The organism is Psychrobacter sp. 1Y4 (assembly GCF_051847555.1).
Genome location: NZ_JBPYDE010000001.1, coordinates 307446 through 331158 on the forward strand (window position 1 = coordinate 307446; position 23713 = coordinate 331158).

Below are 23713 nucleotides of genomic sequence, written 5' to 3' on the forward strand. Positions count from 1 at the left end.
AGGGGCTGTTGCGTTGGGCAGTGAGTTCCTGCATGATAACCTTTATGGTTCATTGTTGGGCTGTATTTATAACACTGACCCTGTACCACTTATTTTCTATAGTTAAATACACCACTCTACTCTCATCAAGGAAGATGAAATTATGAAAATAGGAATTCCAAAAGAGATAAAAAACAACGAAAATCGGGTTGGCTTAACGCCAAATGGAGTCAGTGTCCTAGTCGATGATGGTCACGATGTGCTCGTTGAAAAGGATGCTGGCATAGGCTCACAGTTTACTGACGATGATTATAAAGAAGCGGGCGCGACCATCGCTGATGATGCGTCTAGCGCGTGGGAGGTAGAACTGGTCATTAAAGTAAAAGAGCCGCAAACAGTTGAACATCGATATCTCACCCAAGACTTAATCCTATTTACCTACCTGCATTTAGCAAATGAGCCTGAGCTTGCCAAAGTATTAATCGACAACAAAGTGACCGCGATTGCTTACGAGACGGTACAGCTAATGGATAATTCATTGCCACTGCTCACACCGATGAGTGAGATTGCTGGACGCATGAGTACACAAATTGGTGCGCAGTTTTTGCAAACTTTTTATGGTGGTAAAGGGGTGTTACTTGGCGGAGTCCCTGGCATTCAAAAGGGCAGAGTGACTATTATCGGTGGCGGAGTATCTGGTACGGAAGCTGCCAAAATTGCCGTTGGGCTACGTGCTGATGTTACTATTTTAGACTTAGACCCTCAGCGGTTAAAAGAGCTGTCCGAGATGTTCGGTAATAACGTACAAACTTTAGTATCTAATAAGCTCAATATCGCAAAGAGTGTCAAAAACAGTGATTTGGTTATTGGTGCCGTATTGATTCCAGGCGCAGCGACACCCAAACTGGTGACTAAGGAGATGATCGAATCTATGGACGATGGCGGTGTCATCATCGATATTGCAGTTGATCAAGGCGGGGTCTTTGAAACCACAGATCGTATCACCACTCATGATAGTCCCACATACATAAAGCACGGTATCGTCCACTATGCGGTGGCAAACATTCCTGGCGCTGTTCCACGTACTTCTACCATGGCATTGTCTAACGTCACCTTAACATACATACAAGCACTTGCTAACAAAGGCTATCAGAAGGCCTGTCTTGATGATGCAGCATTGGCAAAAGGCGTCAATACCATGCAAGGCTATATGACTTATGAAGCTGTTGCTAAGGCACTAGACTATGAGTACAAAGCGCTGGATGAGCTGATTGGTTAATTTTTTAAGAACATGGTGACTGTTGTACTCATTATGAGCCGCACTGCAATATAAAAAATCAGTGATTTTGATAATGTTTTCAGTGATTTAAATTGACGTCAAATATTCGTTATTATATGGTGGATGATAAAGCTAATCAATGACACCAACCAGTAAAAGGATAATAGACATGGAGCTTTACGATTTAGAGGTATCAGGGAATTGCTACAAGATTCGGCTGTTCTTAGCATTGATAAAACAACCTTATACGCTGCATTCAGTAGATTTTTTGGGGGGTGAGCACAAGAACGAGACGTCTATTGAACGAAATGCGTTTGGTGAAGTGCCAGTATTGATCGATGGCGATTTGACTCTCAGAGATTCGCAAGCCATTTTGGTTTATCTTGCTAGAAAGTTCGATAGAACAGACTGGTATCCAACAACGCCTGCTGAGGAGGCCAAAGTTGTTCAGTGGTTAATGGTCGCTGAGAGTGAGATTGCAAGAGGCCCTAACGATGCACGGCTGCATGATAAGTTTGGTTACGAGCTTGATATTGATATAGCTCGGAATAAGTCAGCTCGTGTTCTAGATATTTTAAACAAACATCTATCAGACCGTGATTGGTTAGAGCTTGACCGGCCAACATTAGCAGATTTAGCGTGCTTTCCTTATGTGGCACTTAGCGAGGAAGGCGGCGTATCATTGAAGCCTTATCCAGCAATAACAGACTGGATAGAGCGTATAAAAGCGTTACCAGATTTTGTCAGCATGCCTGGAATATAAGGCAGCACTTTTTATAAGAACAAACTATTTACGTAGGGCTACGGGTATAAATAAGTTAAGTCCTCATAAACAAATACAGGCAGCTTTGGTCAAAAGTTGGCGCTAAGCCACAACCTTAATTTAAGGGACCAAAGCGGCTGAATGCCTGTCAACCCTTGCGTCATCTCGCCATCTTTTAAGACCACATAAGAGGGCGTTACTTGTCCTTGCCACTCGGCAAAAATATTGCCGTCTTGGTCATTAACTGTTGTAAAACTATAATCATGCTCATTAAGGTAGCTGTCAAGTTCTTGATCAGAACCTGACTTAATTGCGACAGTGACTACCGGATAGTCATTAGACGCTGCAAGTTTGTCTATCGTTGGCGAAGTCACACTACAAATCGGACACCATGTACCCCAGAAATATACCAGCGTTGGCTTATCTGCACTCATAGCAGCCAAATCAACGGGTTGGCCTTGATAGTCCGTCAATTGTAGCTGTGGGTTGGCTGGCATGACGGGCTGTCGCCACCAGTTAATCGCAGTATAGATGACCAAAAAGACAAAACCATATAATAGTACGGTTTTGAGTACGGATAATAACCTCTGTTTTGGGGTCTTTTTAGGTTTTATTTTGGTCTTTTCAACATCTGTAATCATAGTGTCTGCTTATTGCATATTTACTTAAATAGAGGGCTTGAACAACAGGCTTTTAAAAAATTTTTAGACAAAAATAAACGGCTGTATAGTCAGCCGTATTATTTAAATAATGATGTTTAAAGTAGCAATTTATCAATATATACAGTGGTTTGTTGACGCTACTGAATGGCATTAGTGAGACTTTTTCGCACGTCCTTGCAATGCATCGCCCAATAATACGCTACCAGAATTTTCATGACGTTCGTCGTCGCTCAGTTTACTGGCAGAAACTTTCGATTTTCTCTTCCATTTTAAGCTAAATAAATCATCACGGCGATCGATTAAGTTGTGTACTGAACCTTCATTACGCACGTAAGTAAGCTTATCCAAGTTCAAATCAGAAAAGAACACCATCTCTGTATTTGGAGTGGTCTCTGCCATAATCGCATCGTGAGGGAACGCAAAATCTGAAGGCGAAAAGATGGACGACTGAGCATACTGTATATCTAGACTTTCAACTTGTGGCAAATTACCAACTGAGCCGCAAATCATAACGTAACATTCGTTTTCGATTGCACGCGCTTGAGCGCAATGACGTACCCTTAGGTATCCGTTTTGGGTATCTGTCCAAAACGGTACGAACAAGATATCCATATCATCAAGCGCCATCAAGCGGGCAAGTTCAGGAAATTCAATATCGTAACAGACTAGGATACCGATACGGCCAGCGTCGGTGTCAAATACTTTGACCTCATCGCCACCTTCAATAACCCAAGCACTGCGCTCATGTGGCGTGATATGGATTTTGCGCTGTTCTTCAACAGTGCCATCACGGCGACATAAATAGCTGACATTATATAAAGTGTCATTTTCATCGAGCAATGGCATCGACCCACTAATGACATTGACGTTATAACTGACGGCTAAGTGCGAGATCTCGTTTCTAAACCATTCGGTGTAACCGGCCAAAAACCGGATAGCGATGTTTTGATCTGTTGATTCGCATAATCCCATCAATGGCGCATTAAAAAACTCAGGCAAGCAAGCAAAATCAGAGTTGTAATCTGCCATTATATCGACGAAGAACTCAACTTGTTGTAACAGCTCTTCTGGTGACTCAACTTCACGCATCTGCCACTGAATACCGCCAATACGCACTTCAGATTTGCGCGTATTGGGCTTGTAGTCTTTGGGCTCATAATAAATATTGGCCCACTCAAGTAAGGTTGCAAAACCTTTAGATTGCTTATCATCTGGTAGATAAGCAGTCAAAATACGCTTGACGATAAAGCCGTTAGACAGCTGAAACGATAACGCTGGATCATGAATCTCACGTGATTCAACAGCATCAATATATTCGCCAGGGGTGAGGTCTTGATGGTCGTGGTATTTTGGAATACGACCACCCGCCAAAATGGCACGAAAGTTGAGCTGACGGCACAGCTCTTTACGAGCATCATATAACCGACGACCCAAACGATAACCGCGATACTCAGGATCGATTAATGCATCTAAACCATAGATAGCGTCGCCTTCAGGATTGTCTTTGATGATTTCTTTTTGTCCGATCAAATCATCATAAGTATGCGGGTTAGAAAATTTGGCATAATCAACACGCATAGATAGTACGATACCGATCAACTGATCATGATCAAATAACGCAATCTGCCCTTCTGGAAAAGCATCAATCAAGGTATGTATCGTGGTTTTTGACCATGCGCCGCCTAAATTTGCATAGACGCGATCCATTAACGCTTTTAATTGGGCGTAATCTTTTTTCTTAATTTCGGCAATCGTTAAATGAAAGTCGTCTAATTTTTCAATTTTGCTCATAATATTCCTGTTTTGGATATTTGGGATGTCAGATAATAATTTTTATAGATGAATAAGGCTTTAGAGTATTGATAATACTGAATTTTTGTGTAACAAAACTCATAAAAATATACCTATTGCTTCGTTTAATCGTTACAATATTTAATTGTCGTATTTACAACGAGTTGTTATAGCCACAGTGATTATTTGGTATGCTTTTTTGCGGTAGCATGTTCCCTAAGGGGTGTCATTTTATCAACTAAGATAACTAATGACAGTCTGGCATGGTAAATATTTACTACGTTTTTGTGAATTGTATGATTCGGCTCATTTAAATGTGAGTTTTGAATATTTTACTATCCATACAAAAGCGCTATTTTTAGGATTTTGCATGTCTTTGCAACAGGGTGATACAACTGATTTATTAGAGAATATAGAAGAGTCAGCACTTATTCAGCTGGTGTATGTGAGTAGCATCACTTTTAAAAGTCGCATAAATACTCTCATATTTGATGAAGTAGAAAAGCACGCACGCGATCACAATGAAGACCATGGCATCACTGGTATCTTATGTTATGGCAATGGTCAGTTTTTACAATGTATTGAAGGTAGCAAAAAAGAAGTACTCAGTTTACAAGCCCGTATTTTTGCAGACTTGCGGCATAAAAACGTTAAAGTCCTCTTAGTTCAAGCTATTGATAAACGTAGCTTTATGGATTGGCGTATGCGCTTATTGTTTTTGGAGCGCTGGCTATGGTCGCCCGCAACCAAACAACAAGCTGCGCTGTTAGCACCATATCTGCCTTTTAGTCCGCATGGTTGGTCTCCCAAGCGCACAGAGCAATTCTTACAAATTATCAGAAACTTTGTTACCCCGCCTCATATCAAAGCGGCGGGTATTACTTACAATGCATTGGGCAATATGGTTCAGCATATTGCAGCACCTCATCAAGCGTTTTTAGTTGTCCAAAGCTTCTTATGCATATTGGTCGTTGCAGCGTTATTACTCTTGTATTTGTAGACTGCCATATTTATAGACAGCCCGGCTAAAGTCCAGCTTATTAGTTATTCGTAGCGATTAAAAAAATAGTGATGGAGCAGTGACGAATGGTACCTAGCGTCACTGTCTTGTCATACCAACTAAAAAACGTGTCGCTACATATCGAAAATCTTACCCCGATTCATAATATTGTTTGGATCGAACACTTTTTTGATCTGTCTTAAGTAGTCAATCTCAATCTCGCTGCGACTATAGTGAAGATAAGGTTTTTTGGTCATGCCGACCCCATGTTCAGCAGATACCGAACCACCATATTTTTGTACGGTCTCAAACACATATTTATTAACAATCTGACATTCATTAAAGAAGTCATCTTTGGTCATATTCTCAGGTTTGAGGATATTGAGATGCAAATTGCCATCGCCAATATGACCGAACCAACACACTTCAAAGTCAGGATAATTGCTGCTGACAATATGATCAATCTCAGCGATAAAATCAGGTACATGACTGATTAATACCGATACATCATTTTTATATGGTGTGAATACGGAAATGGTCTCAGAGATATACTCACGTAGTTTCCAGAGCTCCTCGGCTTGCGCTAGACTCTGACTCATGACGCCATCAACGACCCAGCCCTGTTCCATGCAATGCTCAAATATTGCCATGGCTTTATCCATAATAGGCTCATAAGGCGCTTCAAACTCAAGCAGCGTATAAAACTTGGTGCGCGACTCAAACGGCTCTTGGACCTGACCATGCGCCATTAATTTATCGACTGCCACATCATCAAAAAACTCAAAGGCAGTTAGATCAATCTTCGCTTGAAAAGCAGACAACACATTCATCACATCGTTAAAGCTGTCCATGCCAAGTACCATGACGTTCAACTCTTGTGGCAGACGCTCAAGTTTGATCTGTGCATGAGTGACTAAGCCTAGCGTACCTTCACTACCGATAAACAGCTGGCGCAAATCATAGCCAGTGGCGTTTTTGACCATACCACGGTTCAATTGTAAGATATCGCCTTTACCTGTGACCACGGTCAAACCCATAATCCATTGACGGGTCATACCGTAACGAATAACCTTGATACCGCCAGCATTGGTGCCGATATTACCACCCATTTGACTAGAGCCTGCTGAAGCAAAGTCAACGGGATAGTACAAATCTTTGGACTCCGCGAATTGCTGTAGCTGCTGAGTTATCACGCCTGCTTCGATTTCGACCAAACGATCAGCAGGGTAGAATTGTCCGATATGATTCATTTTATCCATACTAACGACAATCTCGCCATTGGCAGCGACCGCGCCAGCCGATAAACCCGTACGACCGCCACTAGGTGTTAGCACTATGTTGTACTCATTAGCAAGTAGCACTATAGCTTGTACTTGTTCCGTCGTTTTTGGAAAGACAATAGCCGTGGGCGCGGGCGCAAAATGCTTGGTCCAGTCTTTGCCCCAATGCTCTAAGCTTTCGCTATCGGTTTTAATTTGTGTATTATCGAAATTGTGCTCATTTACCAAGGTATCAAAGATGATCTCGAGCTTATTAGTATCGGTAACAGTTGTAGTCTGAGGTGCAAATGGCGTCATGATTGAGTCTCTGTATAAACATTAGCGCTACACCTAACGGCTTCTCTTAACCAAAAAATTTTAACTAAAGTTAGGGCTAGCGAGTAGCTGCTTTAGATAAATCAGTTAGGACGAGATAGGTAATATTATGAACGCTTAAAGGCTGTAAATAGTGAATAAAGCAGTTTAAACAATGTTTAGATAACAAAGCTCACTATAGCATAAAAAGTTTTCAGGCTTGATAAGCAATAATTCATCTAATCTGCTAACATCACCGTTAAATTTTGTGTAAGATAACCGGACTGTTTTCGTTTACCCTAGCATAGATTATTTTTAATAAGACAACCATAGGACAGTCCTCATATGGCATTATCATTACAAAAAGACAAAATCCGGTTTTTATTACTCGAAGGTGTACACGAGAACGCCTTAAAGGTTTTAGACAACGCTGGTTATAAAAATATTGACTATCTTAGTCACGCCCTAGATCAAGATGAGCTGATTGAGAAAATCAAAGACGCGCACTTCATTGGTATTCGTTCGCGCACGCAGCTGACTCGTGAAGTCCTTGAGCACGCGGATAAGCTTATCGGTATTGGTTGCTTTTGTATCGGTACCAATCAAGTCGATCTTGATGCGGCTCGTGAGTTTGGTATTCCAGTATTTAATGCGCCATACTCGAATACTCGCTCAGTAGCTGAATTGGTATTGGCAGAAGCCATCATGCTATATCGCGGCATCCCCGAAAAAAACGCCACTGTCCATCGCGGCGGCTGGGGCAAGTCTGCTACCAACTCACATGAAGTACGTGGGAAGACTATCGGTATCGTCGGTTATGGCTCTATCGGCTCACAGCTATCTGTACTGGCTGAAAGCTTCGGTATGAAAGTTATCTATCATGACGTGGTGACCAAATTACCGCTGGGCAACGCCCATCAAGTAGGTAGCCTAAATGAGCTACTATCTACTGCTGATATCGTGACGTTGCATGTGCCTGATGAGCCAAGCACACGCTATATGATGAAAGCTGAGCAGTTTGCACAGATGAAAGAAGGCAGTTACTTTATCAATGCGGCACGTGGTACCTGCGTTGAGATTGACGATCTTGCTGCGGCACTTGAGTCGGGTAGAGTCTTGGGCGCTGCCATCGACGTATTTCCGAAAGAGCCAAAGTCTGCCGATCAAGAATTCGAGTCACCACTGCGTAAATTCGATAATGTCATTTTGACACCGCATATCGGCGGATCAACGCAAGAAGCACAAGCCAATATTGGTCTAGAAGTGGCAGAAAAGTTTGTACGATATTCTGATCAAGGCGATACCATCACGGCTGTAAACTTCCCAGAGGTTTCTATTCCCTTTAAAGAAGGCACGCATCGTTTGCTACATATTCACAAAAACGTGCCAGGTGTCCTATCGCAAATTAACCGTCTATTTGCAGAGGCACACATCAACATCTTGGCGCAAAGCCTGATGACTGAAGGTGATGTAGGCTACTTAGTGATGGATGTTGATTACACTGATTCTGATGCTGCTCTTGATCAATTAAAGGATGTAGAAGAGACTATTCGTATTCGGATCTTATTTTAATATTGGCATCTTTTAGATACAAGACTTTGCCTCTTGAAAAAGCTAATCTCTTATCTAACCTTATAATAAATAGCAGATAATTCTCTTGGAGTTGTTTGCTATTTTTTTTGTCTTTTTGGTGGGTTTAATGTTGGTGAAACTACATCCGCCATACATACTAGCGTATAAGTTAACCTTTTCTTTGTTGTAGGGATTGACTGATAATTTATACTGTATAACAGAGTTAGCAATTGAACTCAATTTTGAGTTAGTACAGCTCATTGTTTAATCTTAAACAATAACAGCAAGGGTTTTTATGAAAATGAACATAATAAAAGCAGCTGCACTAGGTGGCGTATTAGCCATGACAGCAACTGCTGGACAAGCAGCTAGTCAAGATGATTACCAATTATCAAGTCACATACTTGATATCAGCACTGGCAAGCCTGCGCCAAACGTTAATGTAAAATTGATGACGCAAAATGATGGTAAGTGGAAAGTGCTCAGTGAGCAAAAAACGGATAATAATGGTCGTATTGGTAATTTCTTGCCTAACGCAGGTAATGCTGATCATAAAGGGACGTATAAACTGCTTTTTGAAACTAAACCTTACTTTATGAACCAAGGTTTAGAGACTTTCTATCCTTATGTTGAAGTCAATTTTAATATTGAAGACAATAACCATTACCATGTGCCAATCACGCTATCGGCCTATGGTTACAGCACTTATCGTGGTAGCTAATAAAAATACTGACAATAAAAAAAGAGGCCAATTGAGCCTCTTTTTTTTGTTATGAGCTTTACTGACAGAGCATTTAACCTAACTTGTCTGAATCAGTAGAGTCTGGTGAATGACGCGCTTCAGTCTTAGCCACTTTACGTTTTTCAATCACCTCAATGACATCACTACCAATATGAGCTTCACCGCGTTGTTTCGCTAACTGCATCTGATGCTCACGCTCACGAAAACGTGCTCTTTGCTCATCGGTCGCTTTCTCAATACAGTGCGGACATGATTCACCTTTGATATAGGCGATGCTTTGCATATCATCTTGAGTAATAGGCATACGGCAAGCAAAGCATTGCTCATATTCGCCTTTTTCTAGGTTATGATTGACTGAGACGCGGTTGTCAAAGACAAAGCAGTCACCCTTCCACATAGAATCGCTGGCGGGTACTTCTTCAAGATATTTCAAAATACCACCTTCTAGATGATAGACCTCTTCAAACCCTTGCTCACGCATATAAGCGGTGGATTTTTCGCAGCGAATACCGCCAGTACAAAACATCGCCACTTTTTTGTGTTTGGCTGGGTCGAGCTCTTTTGCTACGTATTCCGGAAACTCTCGGAAAGTCTCGGTGTTTGGATTGATTGCATTTTGAAAAGTACCGATTTGTACTTCATAGTCGTTACGGGTATCGATAAGGATGACATCAGGGTCCGAGATTAACTCATTCCATTCACTTGGTTTTACATAGCGTCCAACTGACTGTAATGGATCGATATTTTCTACGCCCATCGTAACGATCTCTTTTTTTAGCTTGACCTTGGTGCGGTAAAAAGGCTGCGTATTGGTATAAGACTCTTTAAAAGTAAAAGTGCCGATTGCTTCGATACTACGCAGATAGTCTAGGACAGTATCAATACCTTGGCGGCTGCCAGAAATCGTACCGTTAATGCCTTCACTTGCGAGCAATAGTGTGCCTTTGACGTCGTTGTTAAGCATGGTATTTAGAATTGGCTCACGGTGTTGCTCAAAGTCATCAAAGCGTGTGAACTTATAAAGAGCAGCTACGACGATATTGTTAGTCACGCTATCGTAGGCGGGCGCTGACTTATTGTTGTCTGTAGTAGTGTCTTGGATAGTACTGTGTTTGGTATTGCTATCTTGAGTGGTACTCATGGTTTTCTCCTGCTGGCTAGGTCGCAAACCTAGTGCATTGGGTTTGAGGTGTTTGGTAGATCTAATAAGTAAAGCTAATCACACTAACATGATTGTGGAATTGACTAGTGCGCGCGTAGTGTAGCAAATTTGGTGCGTATTTTGAACGTTTTATAAAGGCAAACGATATAAATTAAGCACCTTTTTAACTACTTATTACTCATTTATAAAGGTAGACTAATTAGGTATAACCATCAATTAATGTCAATGGAGATGACACATGAGTAATCTGTCTATTAATTCTGCTAACAATCCTTCCACGAGCGCGCCTATTAGCCGATACCCTGTACCATCTTTAGATAGCTTGCCTGATGATATTCTAAAACGTATTCTTGCGGTACAAGAAAAGGCCAAATTCATTCCTAATGTGTTTTTAGTGTTAGCGTACCGCCCAGCAGAGTTCAGAGCTTTTTTTGCCTATTACGATGCGATTATGGAGCGAGAAGGTAGTACGCTAAGCCCAGCTGAAAAAGAGATGATCGTGGTTGCGACGAGTGCCGCCAATGGCTGCCAATATTGTGTCATCGCTCACGGTGCGTTACTGCGTGTGTTTTCTAAAGAACCACTACTGGCAGATCAAATAGCAATCAACTATTTACATGCACCCATCAGCCCTAAACAAAAAGCCATGCTGGCGTTTTCAGTCAAGCTCTGTTGTACACCAGAGCTCATCCAAGATTCGGATTATGCAGCACTTAAAGAGCATGGCTATGATGACGAGGATATTTTAGATATCACAGGTATTACCGCGTTTTTTGGCTTGTCGAATAGAATGGCAATTGTAATGAACATGCAGTCAAATACGGAGTTCTATACGATGGCACGCGAGCCAAAAGAGTAGCAGCTATCTAATTTATTTAATCATTTATCGTTATACAGAATACAGACACAAAAAATCCAGCCTATAAGCTGGATTTTTTATGGACTAAAAGCTTAAATCTTACTTACTCTGGAACCAACGATCCGCTTGGTTACGAGCGCTTGCGATATCTGAGCTTGATAAGTTCAATGCTAATTGGCCGATTTTACCACGTGCTTTATTACGTACTTTTTCATCCAGCATGCCATCACGAGCAGCTAAGTCATACCATTTATAAGCATCAACCAGGTTTTTTTGCTTCTCATCTAACAATGCAAGCGTATAACTGGCACGATTATCACCACGCATCGCCGCTTTTTCTAACCAAACGCGAGCTTGTTGGAGGTTAGGCTTCACGCCTTCACCGCGCAAATACATGATAGCTAAGTTCAACTGAGCAGGGGCAACGCCTTGCTGAGCCGCTCTAGTGTACCACTGGATAGCTTGCTGGGTGTTTTGAGCAACGCCTTCCCCTTTTTGCAAGCGCTTGGCTAGGTAAAACTGAGCATGATCGTTACCTTGGGCGGCACGATTAGACAGCTCGCTAACAGGCATCAGCTCAAAACGCGACGTATCAAGTGGTACGTTTGAGATTAACTCAGCGTTAGCCAGTCCAGCACAGGAGAATAAAGCAGTAAACAAGGCGGCTTTTAGTAGTTTCATAGCAGCTCCAAAATTAGGCAGTTGATAAGCAATGGATAAAGTTTGCCGCCAAAATTTATATCATCAAGCGACACTATCGCAGACATTACACTTTGCAGTATGAACTTACCTAGTTATTAGCAACATCATATTAACTATGAATGAATAGCAAACTTATGAACATAAGTCTCTTCGTTTACGCTAACTCAACAGATAAGTAATTGTAATGAGGGTGTCATCGACACTATTTTGCTAGCTTACCACCCAAAGTTACGAAACTCAAATACTAATTACTCGTTTTAACGTCGTTTTAAACATCGTAGTATGTAACAAAATCATACAGTTATTAAACCGTAAGAATGAATATACAAAACACAATACTTAGACAGCTACTGAATATAATGAACTCAAATGGATTTTTGTTTGGTTACTCTATAGATAGCAACGTCCGCTAATAAGTTGGGTGCTTGTCTTATTAAAGTTGATAGTAAAGGAGAGGGCCCTTTATCAGAGTCACTGACAGCAAAACGACTAAGAATATGAATATCGTGTTTGGCACATAACTGCTCAAAATCTTTGAACGTGCATAGATGAATGTTTGGTGTATCGTACCATTCATAAGGTAGGGCTTCTGATACTGGCATCAGACCTTTAAACCCTAGATGAATACGGTTTTGCCAATGGGCAAAGTTCGGAAAGGTGATGACGGCTTCGCGAGCAACACGCAGCATATCAAGTAGCAGTAAGTCAGGGGCTTTGACCGCCTGTAGGGCGCGCGCCATGACGACGGTGTCAAAGCTGTTGTCAGCGAAACGTGCCAGCCCATCATTGAGGTCTTGCTCGACGATAGATAAACCTTTACCGATGGCTTCGTTGATTTTGTCTTCATCGATTTCAAGCCCATAACCTGTTACGTCCAGTTTTTGCTGTAAATGTGCGAGCAGATCGCCATTACCACAACCCAAATCCAATACGTGCGATTGCGGCGCAATCCAGCGCTCGGCCAGCTGATGATCCATTCTCATGAGCGCTCTCCTTGGGTTATTGAGTTGCTCGTCATAAAGGGTGCCGTTAAAAAGCCTTTGACCGCGCCCATGTAACGTGGAATATTAAATAAAAACGAATCATGACCGTGCGGCGCATCAACATCGATATAACTGACTGGTTTGCCCGTGGCCATGAGTGCATCTACGATTTCTTGCGAGCGCTCGGGAGCAAAGCGCCAATCGGTAGTAAATGATACGACTAAGTACTGACATTTGGTATGAGCAAATGCTGCTTTGAGCGCGGTCAGTTCTTGATGATTGTCGTTCTCGCTATCATCTTGAGTCACAAGGTTGTCTTCAAGTGTGCTCTCAGGGGCGTTGATTGATGCAGCAATCGAGTCTTCAAGCTGCACTGATGCTGCCGAATCTAGCGTTTGTGTTGATGGATAGTCGCGCGTTGGATCAAAATAATCTAAGGCTTTGGTCATCAGCAAATAGGTATTGGCATCGAAGTTTTTGCTAAAGCGTTCACCTTGATAACGCAGATAGCTCTCGACTTGAAACTCGACATCATAGCCGTACATAAATTTGCCTGATTTTAGGTCGCGGCCAAACTTGGCTTTCATTGCATCTTCAGTCAGATAAGTAATATGACCCACCATTCGCGCAAGGATAAGCCCGCGACGAGGATAGGTGCCTGCTTGTATATAACGGCCGTCGTTAAAATCAGGGTCAGAGAGGATGGACTGACGAGCGACTTCATTAAAAGCAATATTTTGCGCAGATAGCTTTGGTGTACTAGCAATAACGACGCAGCGTTTTAGTCTGTCTGGATAATCAACTGACCATTGTAGCGCCTGCATCCCGCCCATAGAACCACCGACGATAGCGTGCCAAACATTGATGCCTAAGCGGTCAGAGAGCATTGCTTGAGTTTTTACCCAGTCTTTGATAGTGATTAGTGGAAAGTCAGGGCCATAGACTTGTGGCTCACTGCCATCGGCTTGATCAAGGGTATCAGGGTTGATGGTCGTTGGGCCCGTGGAGCCAAAACAGCTACCGATGTTATTGACACACACCACAAAAAACTGGTTGGTATCAATGGCTTTATTAGGGCCAATCATATTGTCCCACCAGCCCGATTTTTTGTCGTCAACACTATAATAGCCCGCTGCATGGTGACTGCCTGATAGGGCATGACAAATCAAAATGGCATTTGATTTATCCTTATTAAGTGTGCCATAGGTCTCGACCATTAAGTCAAAAGACGGCAGGGTACGATTGCATTCTAAAGTAAGCGGTTCGGCAAAATGGAATTTTTCGGGTGTGACGATTCCTACTGAGCCAACCATGTCGACTGAGCGATTCGAATCGAATGTATCTTTTGGAAGTTGGTCACTGGTACTATCAGGGCGTGCGTTCAAAGCTACCTCGCAAGACAACGATCATCAATAAAAAAAAGACAAGATGAAGACTATTTTTCTATACTGTTTTTAAAATGAGCTTGCCTATTGTATGGCGATGCGCGTAGGAGTACAACCTCCATGCGCCGTCTTTATTTGACGCGCGTAGCAAATTGTATAAAGGCCGCCTTTGCTATGCGTTTTTTTACGATAAAATGCTACACTAATCAGATATTAAATAAATATCGTCTTAACAATCCTCCTTTATTACTTATGAATAACATACAGCCTTTATGAAACCTAAACTGCCGCCACGTATCGCCGTCTTATTAGTCAACCTTGGGACACCTGATGAGCCGACAGCGCCTGCTGTCCGTCGTTACCTCAAACAGTTTTTATCTGACCCTCGCGTCATTGAGATTCCTAAGTTTTTGTGGGTTATCATTCTCAACTTGTTTGTCTTGCCCAGTCGTCCTAAGCGCGTGGCAGAAGCTTATGCCAGTATTTGGGATGGCGACTCGCCTATGCGCAACATCTTAAATGAACAAGTCGCTAAGCTTGAGCCGCGCTTGGCGAAAGACGCGGCGCCGTATCGCGTATCTGTGCATCCAGCGATGAGCTACGGCAATCCAGGACTGCCTGATGTCATGGACAAATTGCGCGCTGATGGTGTCGACCATTTTGTGATGTTGCCGCTATTTCCACAGTATTCAGCAACTTCAACAGGTGCAGTCTATGATGCCATCACAAAATGGACACAAAAGCAGCGCAATTTGCCCAATATCACGATTGTCAAAGACTACTTTGCTCATCCTTTATATATTAAAGCCTTAGCCGATAGCATTCGTCGTTTTCAGGCGACACATGGCAAACCCGAAAAACTGATGTTTAGCTTTCATGGTATTCCGCAGCCTTATGCTGATAAAGGCGATCCCTATCCAAGCCGATGTAAATGCACCGCCGCGCAGGTGGTGCAGGCGTTGGGTCTTGCCGATGATGAATGGATTATAAGCTTTCAATCACGTTTTGGTAAGCAGGAATGGGTGAAGCCGTATACCGATGTGGTACTTGATGAGTGGGCGAAGTCAGGGGTCAAATCGGTACAGATTTTAAGTCCCGCATTTTCAGCTGATTGCCTTGAAACCTTAGAGGAGTTGGCGATTGAAAACCGTGATAACTTTCTTAATGCAGGCGGACAAGAGTACCATTATATTCCAGCGCTAAACATAGATGAGGCGCACATCGACTTATTAGAAGCCATGAGCGCACCTCTAGTTAAAGGCTGGGCGGGTACGCTTGATGGCTGGGTATAACCTAAATATCCCAATACAAAGACAAAAAAATACCGGACATTGATACTGTTCGGTATTTTTTAACTGGGGTTTGCTCGTTATAGATCATCACTATTGCTGTGCTCAGCAGCATCTTTATCAGCGATATCGACAATATCCGGATAGTCACCATCATCTAGATTGTCTTGTACAAGGACATTATCAATAGTGGCTTCATCAACGTTTTGACGATGTATCGGAGTAAGTCCTTCAGTTGCCGCGCTGCCTACTTCAGTATTACTAAAGCCTGCATCGTTATCAATCACATCGTCGTCGTCAAAGGTATGCAGCATGGGATTGTCCATATCTACTTGCTGATTACTGTCACCATCAATGCGATCTTGTGCGTCTGGAAGTGGGGTTTTTGAATTATCCATAAGTCATTCCTTAATTTTTTATGATAGGTTGGATGTTGTCAATATTGTGCAGCTTTAAGAGGTTTACTGCCAGTAGTAAGGTGTCACAGCATGTTCAAAAAATGTAAGATAAGCCGACTGATGAGATCGTCATGATGAAAAACAATAAGCGACCAATAATAGTAGCGTTGATAAGTGCCAGCGTCAGTTTGGCCGCTTGCGATAGCCTGCCTACTAGCAATATAGCAGCTGTAGACGATACTGACGAGTTTGCAAAGCAGTCAATCGTGATTGATACCAAGCTACCTGCCGCGACCACTATTATAGATTGCGCGCAATTGACACCCAAGCAAACCGTCCATGTAAAAGACCATAGTGCTTTAAACCAAAGCTGTGATCTAACAGAAAAATCAGTACGTTTCGTCCTTAGTCAATCAGACAGCTCACTTGACTGTCAGGGAGCTGCGCTTAGTACAATGGCCGATGATCAATCAACGGCCAGTGCAATTACGATTAAACCTAAGACGGATAATGCTATCGAAGATATTGCCGTTGCCAATTGTCATGTAGATGGCTATGGTCATGCGCTACATATTCGTCAATATAGCCAACCAAATCAGCGCTACATTCGCGGCTTTATCGATTCTGCTGCCAATCGGAGGCTTGCTCCAAGAAATATTCGCGTAATCAACGTTACTAGTCGCAACAGTATTAACAGTGGTATGTTCGTCGGCGATCATGTGCATGATGTCACTTTTAATAAAATACATATTCAAAATGCAGGCACCGTGGGGTTATATTTAGAATTTGGTAGCCGCGATAATGTGATTAAAAATTCTGTGTTTATCGGTAATGGTTTTCGCACGTTTAAGCCCAATCGAGAGGCGATAGCGGTGGATTCTTCAAGCAGTAATCGCATCGAGAATAATCGATTTATCCATAATGGCGCAGGCAGTATATTGCTGTATCGCAATTGCTTTGAGCATACTGATGATCCAACGCGGGGTAATCATTTTAAACGTACAGAATCGAGCCGTGACAATATTATTCGCGGTAATGTTTTTCAAGATGAGCCAGTGGGCGTATGGGTGGCATCAAGACAGTCACGCAATTTAAAAGGTTTTGCGTGCGGTGCATATTTGATTAAAGAGACGCCTTTTGCCAGCTATCACTTAGACAGTGCTAAAAACAATCAGATTATCAATAATCGTTTTGAACAAGTCGAGCAGGGCGTTGTTGTGGAGGATGATGGCACGCTTATTAGTAGTAATCAATTCGCCGCTGACGTTACTTTGCCTATTAATATTGGCTCAAAAGTTCGCGAAGACAGCGCAGCAGGGCCAATCAAAAACACGCTTATTAAAAACAATACCTTCACCGACAAAACCATCGAGCAAGCGATTGATATTCGAGCGGCAAGTAAAACGGCCGCTCAGATTGAGTAGCCGTCAAGATAATACGATAAGCTGTTGGTAAATGGTCTGCGCTTTATTTGGCACCCACTTTGGTATTTACCCAACGTATGATTGGGTCGGGCGTGACTTGTGAGAGCGTCTGAAAGACTTTGGCTGGCAAGCCAACAGCATAATGCGTACCTTTTATTTTACGATTAGGACTGGTGGACAATTTGCACAACGTTTTTGCCACGTCATTGACGTTTAGATTGATACCCAAGCGATCAATGCTTGTCACCTCAATATCTTTTGTCATATCAGACTTAACCCAAAGCGGCATGACGTCTATGACTTTGATACCGAGCTTTTGATATTCAATATTAAGGCCTTCGGTGAGACCGCGGACAAAAAACTTACTGGCTGCATAATTGGCAACTTCAGGCTGACCATAAATAGCAGACGCTGAGGACACATTAACGATTTTACCATTATTGCTATCAGCCAAATAAGGCGCAAGCTTATGACAGCCAATGAGTACGCCTTTGCAATTGACATCGATTAAAGACAGCTGCTGCTGTAAATCAGTCGCGGGCAAAGCACCACTGACTAGCACACCTGCATTGTTGATTAACGCGTCAATACTGCCAAAATTATCAATCATTTGACTGATAGCGTCTTCCCATGAGTCAGGCTGGGTTACGTCAAGCTGACCAGTTATGATACGTTTTTGTTTGATCGCTTTTTTAAAAGCTTTATCTTTAGTTGCGTCTTCAAGCGTATCAGTATTGGTTGCAAATAGACCAACGCTATGACCCTTTGCCGCCAGCTTTTTGGCAGTGGCCAAACCAATACCACGCGATGCACCAGTGATTAATATATTCATAATGAGTAACTTAATAATGAGCAATAATGAGTAAATCAAGGTACAACGCTAAGTCACGATATTTAGCAACACCCTTAGTATAGGTATCAATAAAGTCGGCACTGTTATAAACACTGCTATTGTCCCTCGAGCTTATATTGAGTATAGCAAATTAATAAGCAAAGTTAATCGCTAAGGTACATATCATAGTCAACTCTACTTGCTATCGTCTTGCGGTTTTTAAATTTAGGTTTTCTACTGTCTGAGTTTCAAAATCAGCTAACTTAAATTTCCATACATAAAACAAAGCAGTACCATAAATAGCAGTTTCTGCTAACTCTTCAATGATGCCGCCAACGGCATAAGGGAACACAATCGCATTCTCGCCCATATACTGTATTATCGCCAGTATGACTACGAGGACATATAATGCTACATCGACACCTTTTAAGACGGCTTCAAGATAACGCCATGAATAAACGAGCAATCCAATGATGACAATATAGACAACGGTCAGCACACCATCTTCCCACCAGTCATAAGAACGACCAAGTAGCGAAAATTCGCTTGAAATAAGCAGTTCTGGTAAGTAGTTTAACTCTCGGCGAAGCACAGCAAAAAATACGAGCACTGATGCGAGCCAAAAATAACGACTTTGCTTGCTATGACTTTGTACTACATACTGGGCACAGCGTAGCAAGCAGACAATAATAAGTATAAGACCGGGTATTTCGATGATGCCATCTGTAGCCAAAATAAAGGGCTCCTGGTTTTGCAAAAAATAAAAAAGTGAACCCAAGGGCTCACTTTAGATCATCAGTTATAAAAACGTAGGTGAAGTATATTATACGTCCAGCTAATACAAAACAGCATTTCAAAATATAACTAACTGGTCACCAGTCATTTTAGGACTCATCTTATTAAAAATCGACTTTCACTAGAGCAAAAGCTTGATGCTTAAAAGAGTAGAAAAATAATGGCCTTTATCTACAGGTAGTGATGTTAGTTTCGATGTAAGCTGGTACTTTCGCGTAAAGTGTTATTCTGCTACCAGTTCCCGCTGTCTAATAATTACCCGTTGCATCAACATATTAAACTGTTTTTGTTCTTCCTCAGTCAAGACTGACAGCGACTGTTGGTTGACCTGTCTGGCGCAATTAATGGCTTTGGTTTCAAGCGTTCTAGCTTTTTTCGTCAGCAAGATGTGTTTGACCCGTGCATCTTTTTTATCCGCTACACGCGTGATCAATCCATCGCGTTCCATTCTATTGAGAGTATTGGCAATTGTCGCCTGTGATAAATTACCTAGCTGTACCAAGTCATTTTGCGTTATACCATCTTGTTGCCATAGCTCAAGCAGAATGGGGAAGTGAGCTGTACTAATGCCTAACGGTTTTATCTGTTCATTGAGCAAAATGGCGTACAACCTAGCAAGATGATTAGCAAGATACCCTGTAGATTCAGTTTTAAAGGTCATGATCTATTCTCTATATAAGTATATTTTGAACAAGATATTTTCTAATATGATATAAATATAGCTTGCTATGTATTTATATAGCATGCTATGTTAATATTCAAGTATGAAGCGATTAGATTAAGTTTGCGTCTAAAAGTTTAGAGCTTTTAAAGTGTTGTTAACGCTATTTGGTAAATAGTTTATCGCTAACGCCATGCTACTAAAAGCACTGCTGGAGAATAACAATGGATCGTCGATATTTAGTCAAAATTCATGCTACCACTGGTTTTTTAGGGTTTTTCTTTATTCTAAGCTTTTGGTTAAGTACGCTTATCAGTGAGCTATTTATGTCTTATGAAACCATTGCTATGGTGAAGCAAAGCATTCTCTACGCTTTCATCTTTTTTATTCCAACTATGATAATTGCAGGCATGTCGGGTAGCAAGCTTAGCGTCAAAGTGAAACACCCCAATGTATTGGCTAAGAAAAAACGCATGCCATTTATTGTTATGAATGGACTGATTATACTATTACCGTCGGCATTTTATTTAAGCTATTTGGCAAGCTTGGGCCGCTTTGGTAGCACGTTTTATATCGTACAGGGTGTCGAGCTGATAGTAGGAGCCGCAAACTTGACGCTTATGGGGCTTAATATCCGTGACGGGCTTGGTATTCGTAGAAGAAAAGGAGCGATGTAAGTCTGTCTATTTAGTGAAGTGGCCTTTAGAATATACATTCTAAAGTTTTAAATGTATCTACGAGTAGAGTAAATGGAGTGGTTTGTTCAGCTTTTTCTACGAGCACTGAACAAACCAACTGATCCTCTACCAACATTAAACTCTAATGCGCCTCATCCCAATTCTGACCACTATCAGTCTCAACTAATAACGGCACAGCAAAGTCTACATGCCAACCCTTTTCAACCGCAGTGGCCGTTAAGACATCTTGCATGGCATCAGTAATGAGTTGGCTAATCTCTTCTACCTTATCGCTATCTACTTCAAACACCAGTTCATCGTGGACTTGTAGTAACATTTTCGCCTGCTCTTTAGGCAGTACTTTATCGACAGCAATCATGGCAAGTTTAATCAAATCAGCAGCTGAGCCTTGGAGTGGTGCGTTAATCGCAGCACGTTCGGCGCCTTGTTTGACCATGCGGTTGCTATGATTGATATCAGGCGTATAGAGCTTACGACCCAGTATAGTCTCGACATAACCACGATTGACAGCACTGGCACGTGTATCAACCATATATTGCTTAACCCCCGGATAGCGATCAAAGTACATATCGATATAATCTTGTGCCTCACCGCGGCTCATTTGGAGTTGTTTTGCCAGCCCAAAGGCGCTCATACCATAGAGTAGACCAAAGTTAATGGCTTTGGCATTGCGGCGCTCAGTGGCAGTGACTGCTTCAACATCTTTGCCAAGTACCTCCGCAGCAGTCGCGGCGTGAATATCCAGCCCTTCTTTAAAAGCGTGAGTTAAGTTGGCGTCTTCTGAGAAGTGTGCCATGAGGCGCAGCTCAACCTGTGAGTAATCCGCTGCCAAAATAACGCGTCCTTTTGGGGCAATAAAAGCCTGGCGAATCAAGCGACCTGTCACTGTACGAATTGGTATGTTTTGTAAATTAGGATCAGTTGACGATAGACGTCCGGTACTGGTCAATGCTTGATGGTAGCTAGTATGCACACGATCAGTCTCGTTATCGGCTACGGCATCAAGTGCATCGGTATAGGTGCTTTTAAGCTTAGATAAGCCGCGGTATTCTAGTACGATTTCTACTAATGGGTGATCAATCTTGGACAATATAGCTTCACCAGTAGAGTACTGTCCTGACTTGGTTTTTTTACCACCAGGGACGCCAAGCTTATCAAATAGCATCTCACCGAGCTGCTTTGGTGAGCCTAAGTTAAATTCTTCGCCAGCGATTTCATAGGCACGTTTTTCAAGTGCTATGATCTCTTCATCAAAGCGTTTAGACAGCTCATTGAGGAAAGAGCGCTTAATCAAAATACCATGCGCTTCCATTTGACAAAGAATTTGGGCTGTTGGAATCTCTAGCTCGTGCAGTAGTTTGGCGTTGTTGTCATCCTCAGCAAGTTGCTTATGAAATAGATCAAAGAGCTGATAAGTAATGTCGGCATCTTCACAAGCATAATCGCTGGCAATATCGATAGCCACTTGATCAAAGCTAACTTGCTTAGCGCCTTTGCCAGCGACATATTCATAACTGATGGTTTGTGTTTGCAAATAGTGACGTGCAAGATCATCCATACCATGACGAGTAACCGCAGCATTGATAACGTAGCTTGCGAGCATAGTATCCATCGCCCAATTATTGGGTGACTCATGTAACGCACCGACCAGATCAATATCGTAATGACTCATGATATGCGCGTCGTATTTTAGATGTTGACCAATCTTGCCAATGTTTGGATTTTCTAAAATGGGTTTAAGTCGCGACAGCACTGTATCGCGATCAAGCTGCTTTTCGATCAGCTCATCACCTTCTAAGCGATGCGTGAGCGGTACATAATAAGCCTCATGGGCCTGCACGGCAAAAGATAAGCCGACAATTTCGGCTTGTCGCCAATAAATACTAGTCGTCTCGGTATCGATAACGAAATGCGCTGCGTTTGTAAGCTGCTCAAGTAGGCTCTCAAAAGCGGGCATATCAAGCACGGTATGCCACGCTTTTTCATGGCTTTTACTGTCTTTAATATTATCAATCATATTAGATTGCAAGGATTTAGCGACTTGCGCTTGCGACTCAGCATCGGCCTGACTGTCAGCGATGCTTGCGCTACCATTGGCAGGATGGTTTGGGTGATCAAGAGAGGCCAACTCATTTTTAAATTCAAGCTCACTATACAGCTTGCGTAGCTCATCAATATGGGCGCAGGGGTCAGTATTTATTATAAGGTCTGTCCAATCTTGTCCGATGGCCAAGTCGGTCACAATGGTCGCAAGCTTTGCATTGAACGGAATATCATCGGCATATTCGACCAAATTTTTACCAGCGCGACCTTTAATTTCAGCAACGTTTTTGAGCATTGTATCGATATTGCCGTATTTATTAAGCAAGTCTTTGGCCGTTTTTTTACCGATACCAGGCACGCCTTTGATGCCGTCTGATGAGTCGCCCATCAAGGTCAAAAAGTCAATCATCTGATGAGGCTCAATCCCGAACTTCTCTATCACGCCTGCACTATCAGTGATTTTGCCTGTAAAGCTATCTTCCAATATCACACAATCATTGATCAACTGCATCATATCCTTGTCACCAGTCGAGATGACCACGTGATGGCCTTGCTCAACCGCGCGATAGGCAAGGGTGCCAATAATATCATCGGCTTCTGCGCCTTCTATACGCAATAAAGGAATCCCAAGCGCCGCTACCAGATGATGAATATAAGGAATTTGCTCAACCAACTCAATATCAATGGGCGGGCGTGCCGCCTTATATTCAGCAGACATAGCATGGCGAAAGGTCGGAGATTTGGTATCAAAGCAAACGGCCATATGCGTTGGATGATAGCGTCGCATAAGCTTCAACAAAGCGTTTAGTGTGCCGCGTATGGCATTGGTTATCAGGCCTTGCGAGTTTTGCATGGTCTTTGGCAGTGCGTGATAGGTACGAAACAGATAGTACGAGCCATCTACTAAGATAAATGGCGGCTGGTCTTTATCTACATGGCTAGTATCCATGGTCGCCACATTGGGCATATTGTCGAAATTTGGTAGCGTATTAGGATTAATAGGTGAGTGCGAATTGTGGTCATTATCGGTCATAGAGGTCACTTATCAGCTATTGGATAAAATCAAAAAATATCAACCATTATAACGATAAAATCAGCGCGTGCCGAATGGCTCAAAAGT

The 23713-nt window shown here is 42.3% G+C and carries 21 protein-coding genes; 9 read left to right on the top strand and 12 right to left on the bottom strand.

The genetic code is table 11. The features are described 5' to 3' along the window. Positions 1 to 142 precede the first annotated feature (142 nt). The gene (gene ald, locus ACS8FC_RS01295) at positions 143 to 1258 is read left to right on the top strand and encodes an alanine dehydrogenase (protein WP_439295637.1); all 1116 of its coding nucleotides are present in this window, start codon (positions 143 to 145) and stop codon (positions 1256 to 1258) included. Positions 1259 to 1427: 169 nt separating this feature from the next. Continuing rightward, positions 1428 to 2021 carry a glutathione S-transferase family protein gene (locus ACS8FC_RS01300; protein WP_439262672.1) on the top strand — a complete coding sequence of 198 codons (594 nt, stop codon included), beginning with the start codon at positions 1428 to 1430 and terminating at the stop codon, positions 2019 to 2021. 89 nt (positions 2022 to 2110) lie between these two features. Here the strand turns inward: ACS8FC_RS01300 and ACS8FC_RS01305 are convergent, their stop codons facing one another. Continuing rightward, positions 2111 to 2662 carry a protein disulfide oxidoreductase gene (locus ACS8FC_RS01305; protein WP_439295638.1) on the bottom strand — a complete coding sequence of 184 codons (552 nt, stop codon included), beginning with the start codon at positions 2660 to 2662 and terminating at the stop codon, positions 2111 to 2113. A 171-nt stretch (positions 2663 to 2833) separates the two neighbouring features. Beyond that, positions 2834 to 4474 carry a carbon-nitrogen hydrolase family protein gene (locus ACS8FC_RS01310; RefSeq protein ID WP_439262668.1) on the bottom strand — a complete coding sequence of 547 codons (1641 nt, stop codon included), beginning with the start codon at positions 4472 to 4474 and terminating at the stop codon, positions 2834 to 2836. Positions 4475 to 4844: 370 nt separating this feature from the next. On the opposite strand from ACS8FC_RS01310, the gene ACS8FC_RS01315 reads away from it, so the two are divergent. Continuing rightward, positions 4845 to 5474 (top strand): BLUF domain-containing protein, encoded by a 630-nt coding sequence (locus ACS8FC_RS01315; protein ID WP_439262667.1) that lies wholly within the window; start codon positions 4845 to 4847, stop codon positions 5472 to 5474. Positions 5475 to 5608: 134 nt separating this feature from the next. Here ACS8FC_RS01315 and ACS8FC_RS01320 read toward each other — a convergent pair whose 3' ends face one another. Then, the gene (locus ACS8FC_RS01320) at positions 5609 to 7051 is read right to left on the bottom strand and encodes an FAD-binding oxidoreductase (RefSeq protein ID WP_439262665.1); all 1443 of its coding nucleotides are present in this window, start codon (positions 7049 to 7051) and stop codon (positions 5609 to 5611) included. A 342-nt stretch (positions 7052 to 7393) separates the two neighbouring features. On the opposite strand from ACS8FC_RS01320, the gene serA reads away from it, so the two are divergent. Next, positions 7394 to 8620, top strand: a complete 1227-nt coding sequence (serA, locus tag ACS8FC_RS01325) for a phosphoglycerate dehydrogenase (protein ID WP_439295639.1) — start codon at positions 7394 to 7396, stop codon at positions 8618 to 8620. 295 nt (positions 8621 to 8915) lie between these two features. Further along, positions 8916 to 9341 (top strand): hydroxyisourate hydrolase, encoded by a 426-nt coding sequence (gene uraH, locus ACS8FC_RS01330; RefSeq protein ID WP_439262661.1) that lies wholly within the window; start codon positions 8916 to 8918, stop codon positions 9339 to 9341. Between the two features lie 73 nt (positions 9342 to 9414). Here the strand turns inward: uraH and trhO are convergent, their stop codons facing one another. After that, on the bottom strand, positions 9415 to 10503 hold the full coding sequence (gene trhO, locus ACS8FC_RS01335) for an oxygen-dependent tRNA uridine(34) hydroxylase TrhO (protein ID WP_439295640.1): 1089 nt from the start codon (positions 10501 to 10503) through the stop codon (positions 9415 to 9417). Between the two features lie 259 nt (positions 10504 to 10762). Here trhO and ACS8FC_RS01340 point away from each other — a divergent pair, with 259 nt between their 5' ends. Beyond that, positions 10763 to 11383 (top strand): peroxidase-related enzyme, encoded by a 621-nt coding sequence (locus tag ACS8FC_RS01340; RefSeq protein ID WP_439295641.1) that lies wholly within the window; start codon positions 10763 to 10765, stop codon positions 11381 to 11383. A 99-nt stretch (positions 11384 to 11482) separates the two neighbouring features. On the opposite strand, the gene ACS8FC_RS01345 is transcribed toward ACS8FC_RS01340, so the two are convergent. The 3 genes from ACS8FC_RS01345 to metX all read right to left on the bottom strand — a co-directional run bounded on the left by ACS8FC_RS01345 (position 11483) and on the right by metX (position 14381). After that, positions 11483 to 12064, bottom strand: a complete 582-nt coding sequence (locus ACS8FC_RS01345) for a tetratricopeptide repeat protein (protein ID WP_299185536.1) — start codon at positions 12062 to 12064, stop codon at positions 11483 to 11485. A gap of 386 nt (positions 12065 to 12450) precedes the next feature. After that, the gene (gene metW, locus ACS8FC_RS01350; protein WP_439295642.1) at positions 12451 to 13068 is read right to left on the bottom strand and encodes a methionine biosynthesis protein MetW; all 618 of its coding nucleotides are present in this window, start codon (positions 13066 to 13068) and stop codon (positions 12451 to 12453) included. Then, a complete protein-coding gene (gene metX / locus ACS8FC_RS01355; protein WP_439295661.1) occupies positions 13065 to 14381 on the bottom strand; it encodes a homoserine O-acetyltransferase MetX in 1317 nt (438 codons plus the stop codon). The genes metW and metX overlap by 4 nt, the downstream gene beginning before the upstream one ends. Positions 14382 to 14725: 344 nt before the next feature. Between metX and hemH the strand changes: the two genes are divergently transcribed. Continuing rightward, positions 14726 to 15745, top strand: a complete 1020-nt coding sequence (hemH, locus tag ACS8FC_RS01360) for a ferrochelatase (RefSeq protein ID WP_439262655.1) — start codon at positions 14726 to 14728, stop codon at positions 15743 to 15745. Positions 15746 to 15822: 77 nt separating this feature from the next. On the opposite strand, the gene ACS8FC_RS01365 is transcribed toward hemH, so the two are convergent. Then, complete coding sequence (locus ACS8FC_RS01365; RefSeq protein WP_439262653.1) at positions 15823 to 16140, bottom strand: hypothetical protein; 318 nt, start codon at positions 16138 to 16140, stop codon at positions 15823 to 15825. Positions 16141 to 16271: 131 nt separating this feature from the next. Between ACS8FC_RS01365 and ACS8FC_RS01370 the strand changes: the two genes are divergently transcribed. Then, positions 16272 to 17564, top strand: coding sequence for a right-handed parallel beta-helix repeat-containing protein (locus ACS8FC_RS01370; protein ID WP_439295643.1), 1293 nt, complete (start codon positions 16272 to 16274; stop codon positions 17562 to 17564). A 43-nt stretch (positions 17565 to 17607) separates the two neighbouring features. Here ACS8FC_RS01370 and ACS8FC_RS01375 read toward each other — a convergent pair whose 3' ends face one another. The 3 genes from ACS8FC_RS01375 to ACS8FC_RS01385 form a co-directional block, all read right to left on the bottom strand. Next, the gene (locus ACS8FC_RS01375) at positions 17608 to 18396 is read right to left on the bottom strand and encodes an SDR family NAD(P)-dependent oxidoreductase (RefSeq protein WP_439295644.1); all 789 of its coding nucleotides are present in this window, start codon (positions 18394 to 18396) and stop codon (positions 17608 to 17610) included. A 202-nt stretch (positions 18397 to 18598) separates the two neighbouring features. Further along, entirely contained in the window at positions 18599 to 19129 is a 531-nt protein-coding gene (locus ACS8FC_RS01380) for a hypothetical protein (protein ID WP_439295645.1), read from the bottom strand. Positions 19130 to 19414: 285 nt separating this feature from the next. After that, positions 19415 to 19852, bottom strand: coding sequence for a MarR family winged helix-turn-helix transcriptional regulator (locus ACS8FC_RS01385; protein ID WP_439295646.1), 438 nt, complete (start codon positions 19850 to 19852; stop codon positions 19415 to 19417). Between the two features lie 224 nt (positions 19853 to 20076). On the opposite strand from ACS8FC_RS01385, the gene ACS8FC_RS01390 reads away from it, so the two are divergent. Further along, positions 20077 to 20529 carry a hypothetical protein gene (locus ACS8FC_RS01390; protein ID WP_439295647.1) on the top strand — a complete coding sequence of 151 codons (453 nt, stop codon included), beginning with the start codon at positions 20077 to 20079 and terminating at the stop codon, positions 20527 to 20529. Positions 20530 to 20671: 142 nt separating this feature from the next. Here the strand turns inward: ACS8FC_RS01390 and polA are convergent, their stop codons facing one another. Continuing rightward, positions 20672 to 23626 carry a DNA polymerase I gene (gene polA, locus ACS8FC_RS01395; RefSeq protein WP_439295648.1) on the bottom strand — a complete coding sequence of 985 codons (2955 nt, stop codon included), beginning with the start codon at positions 23624 to 23626 and terminating at the stop codon, positions 20672 to 20674. Between the last annotated feature and the right edge of the window lie 87 nt (positions 23627 to 23713).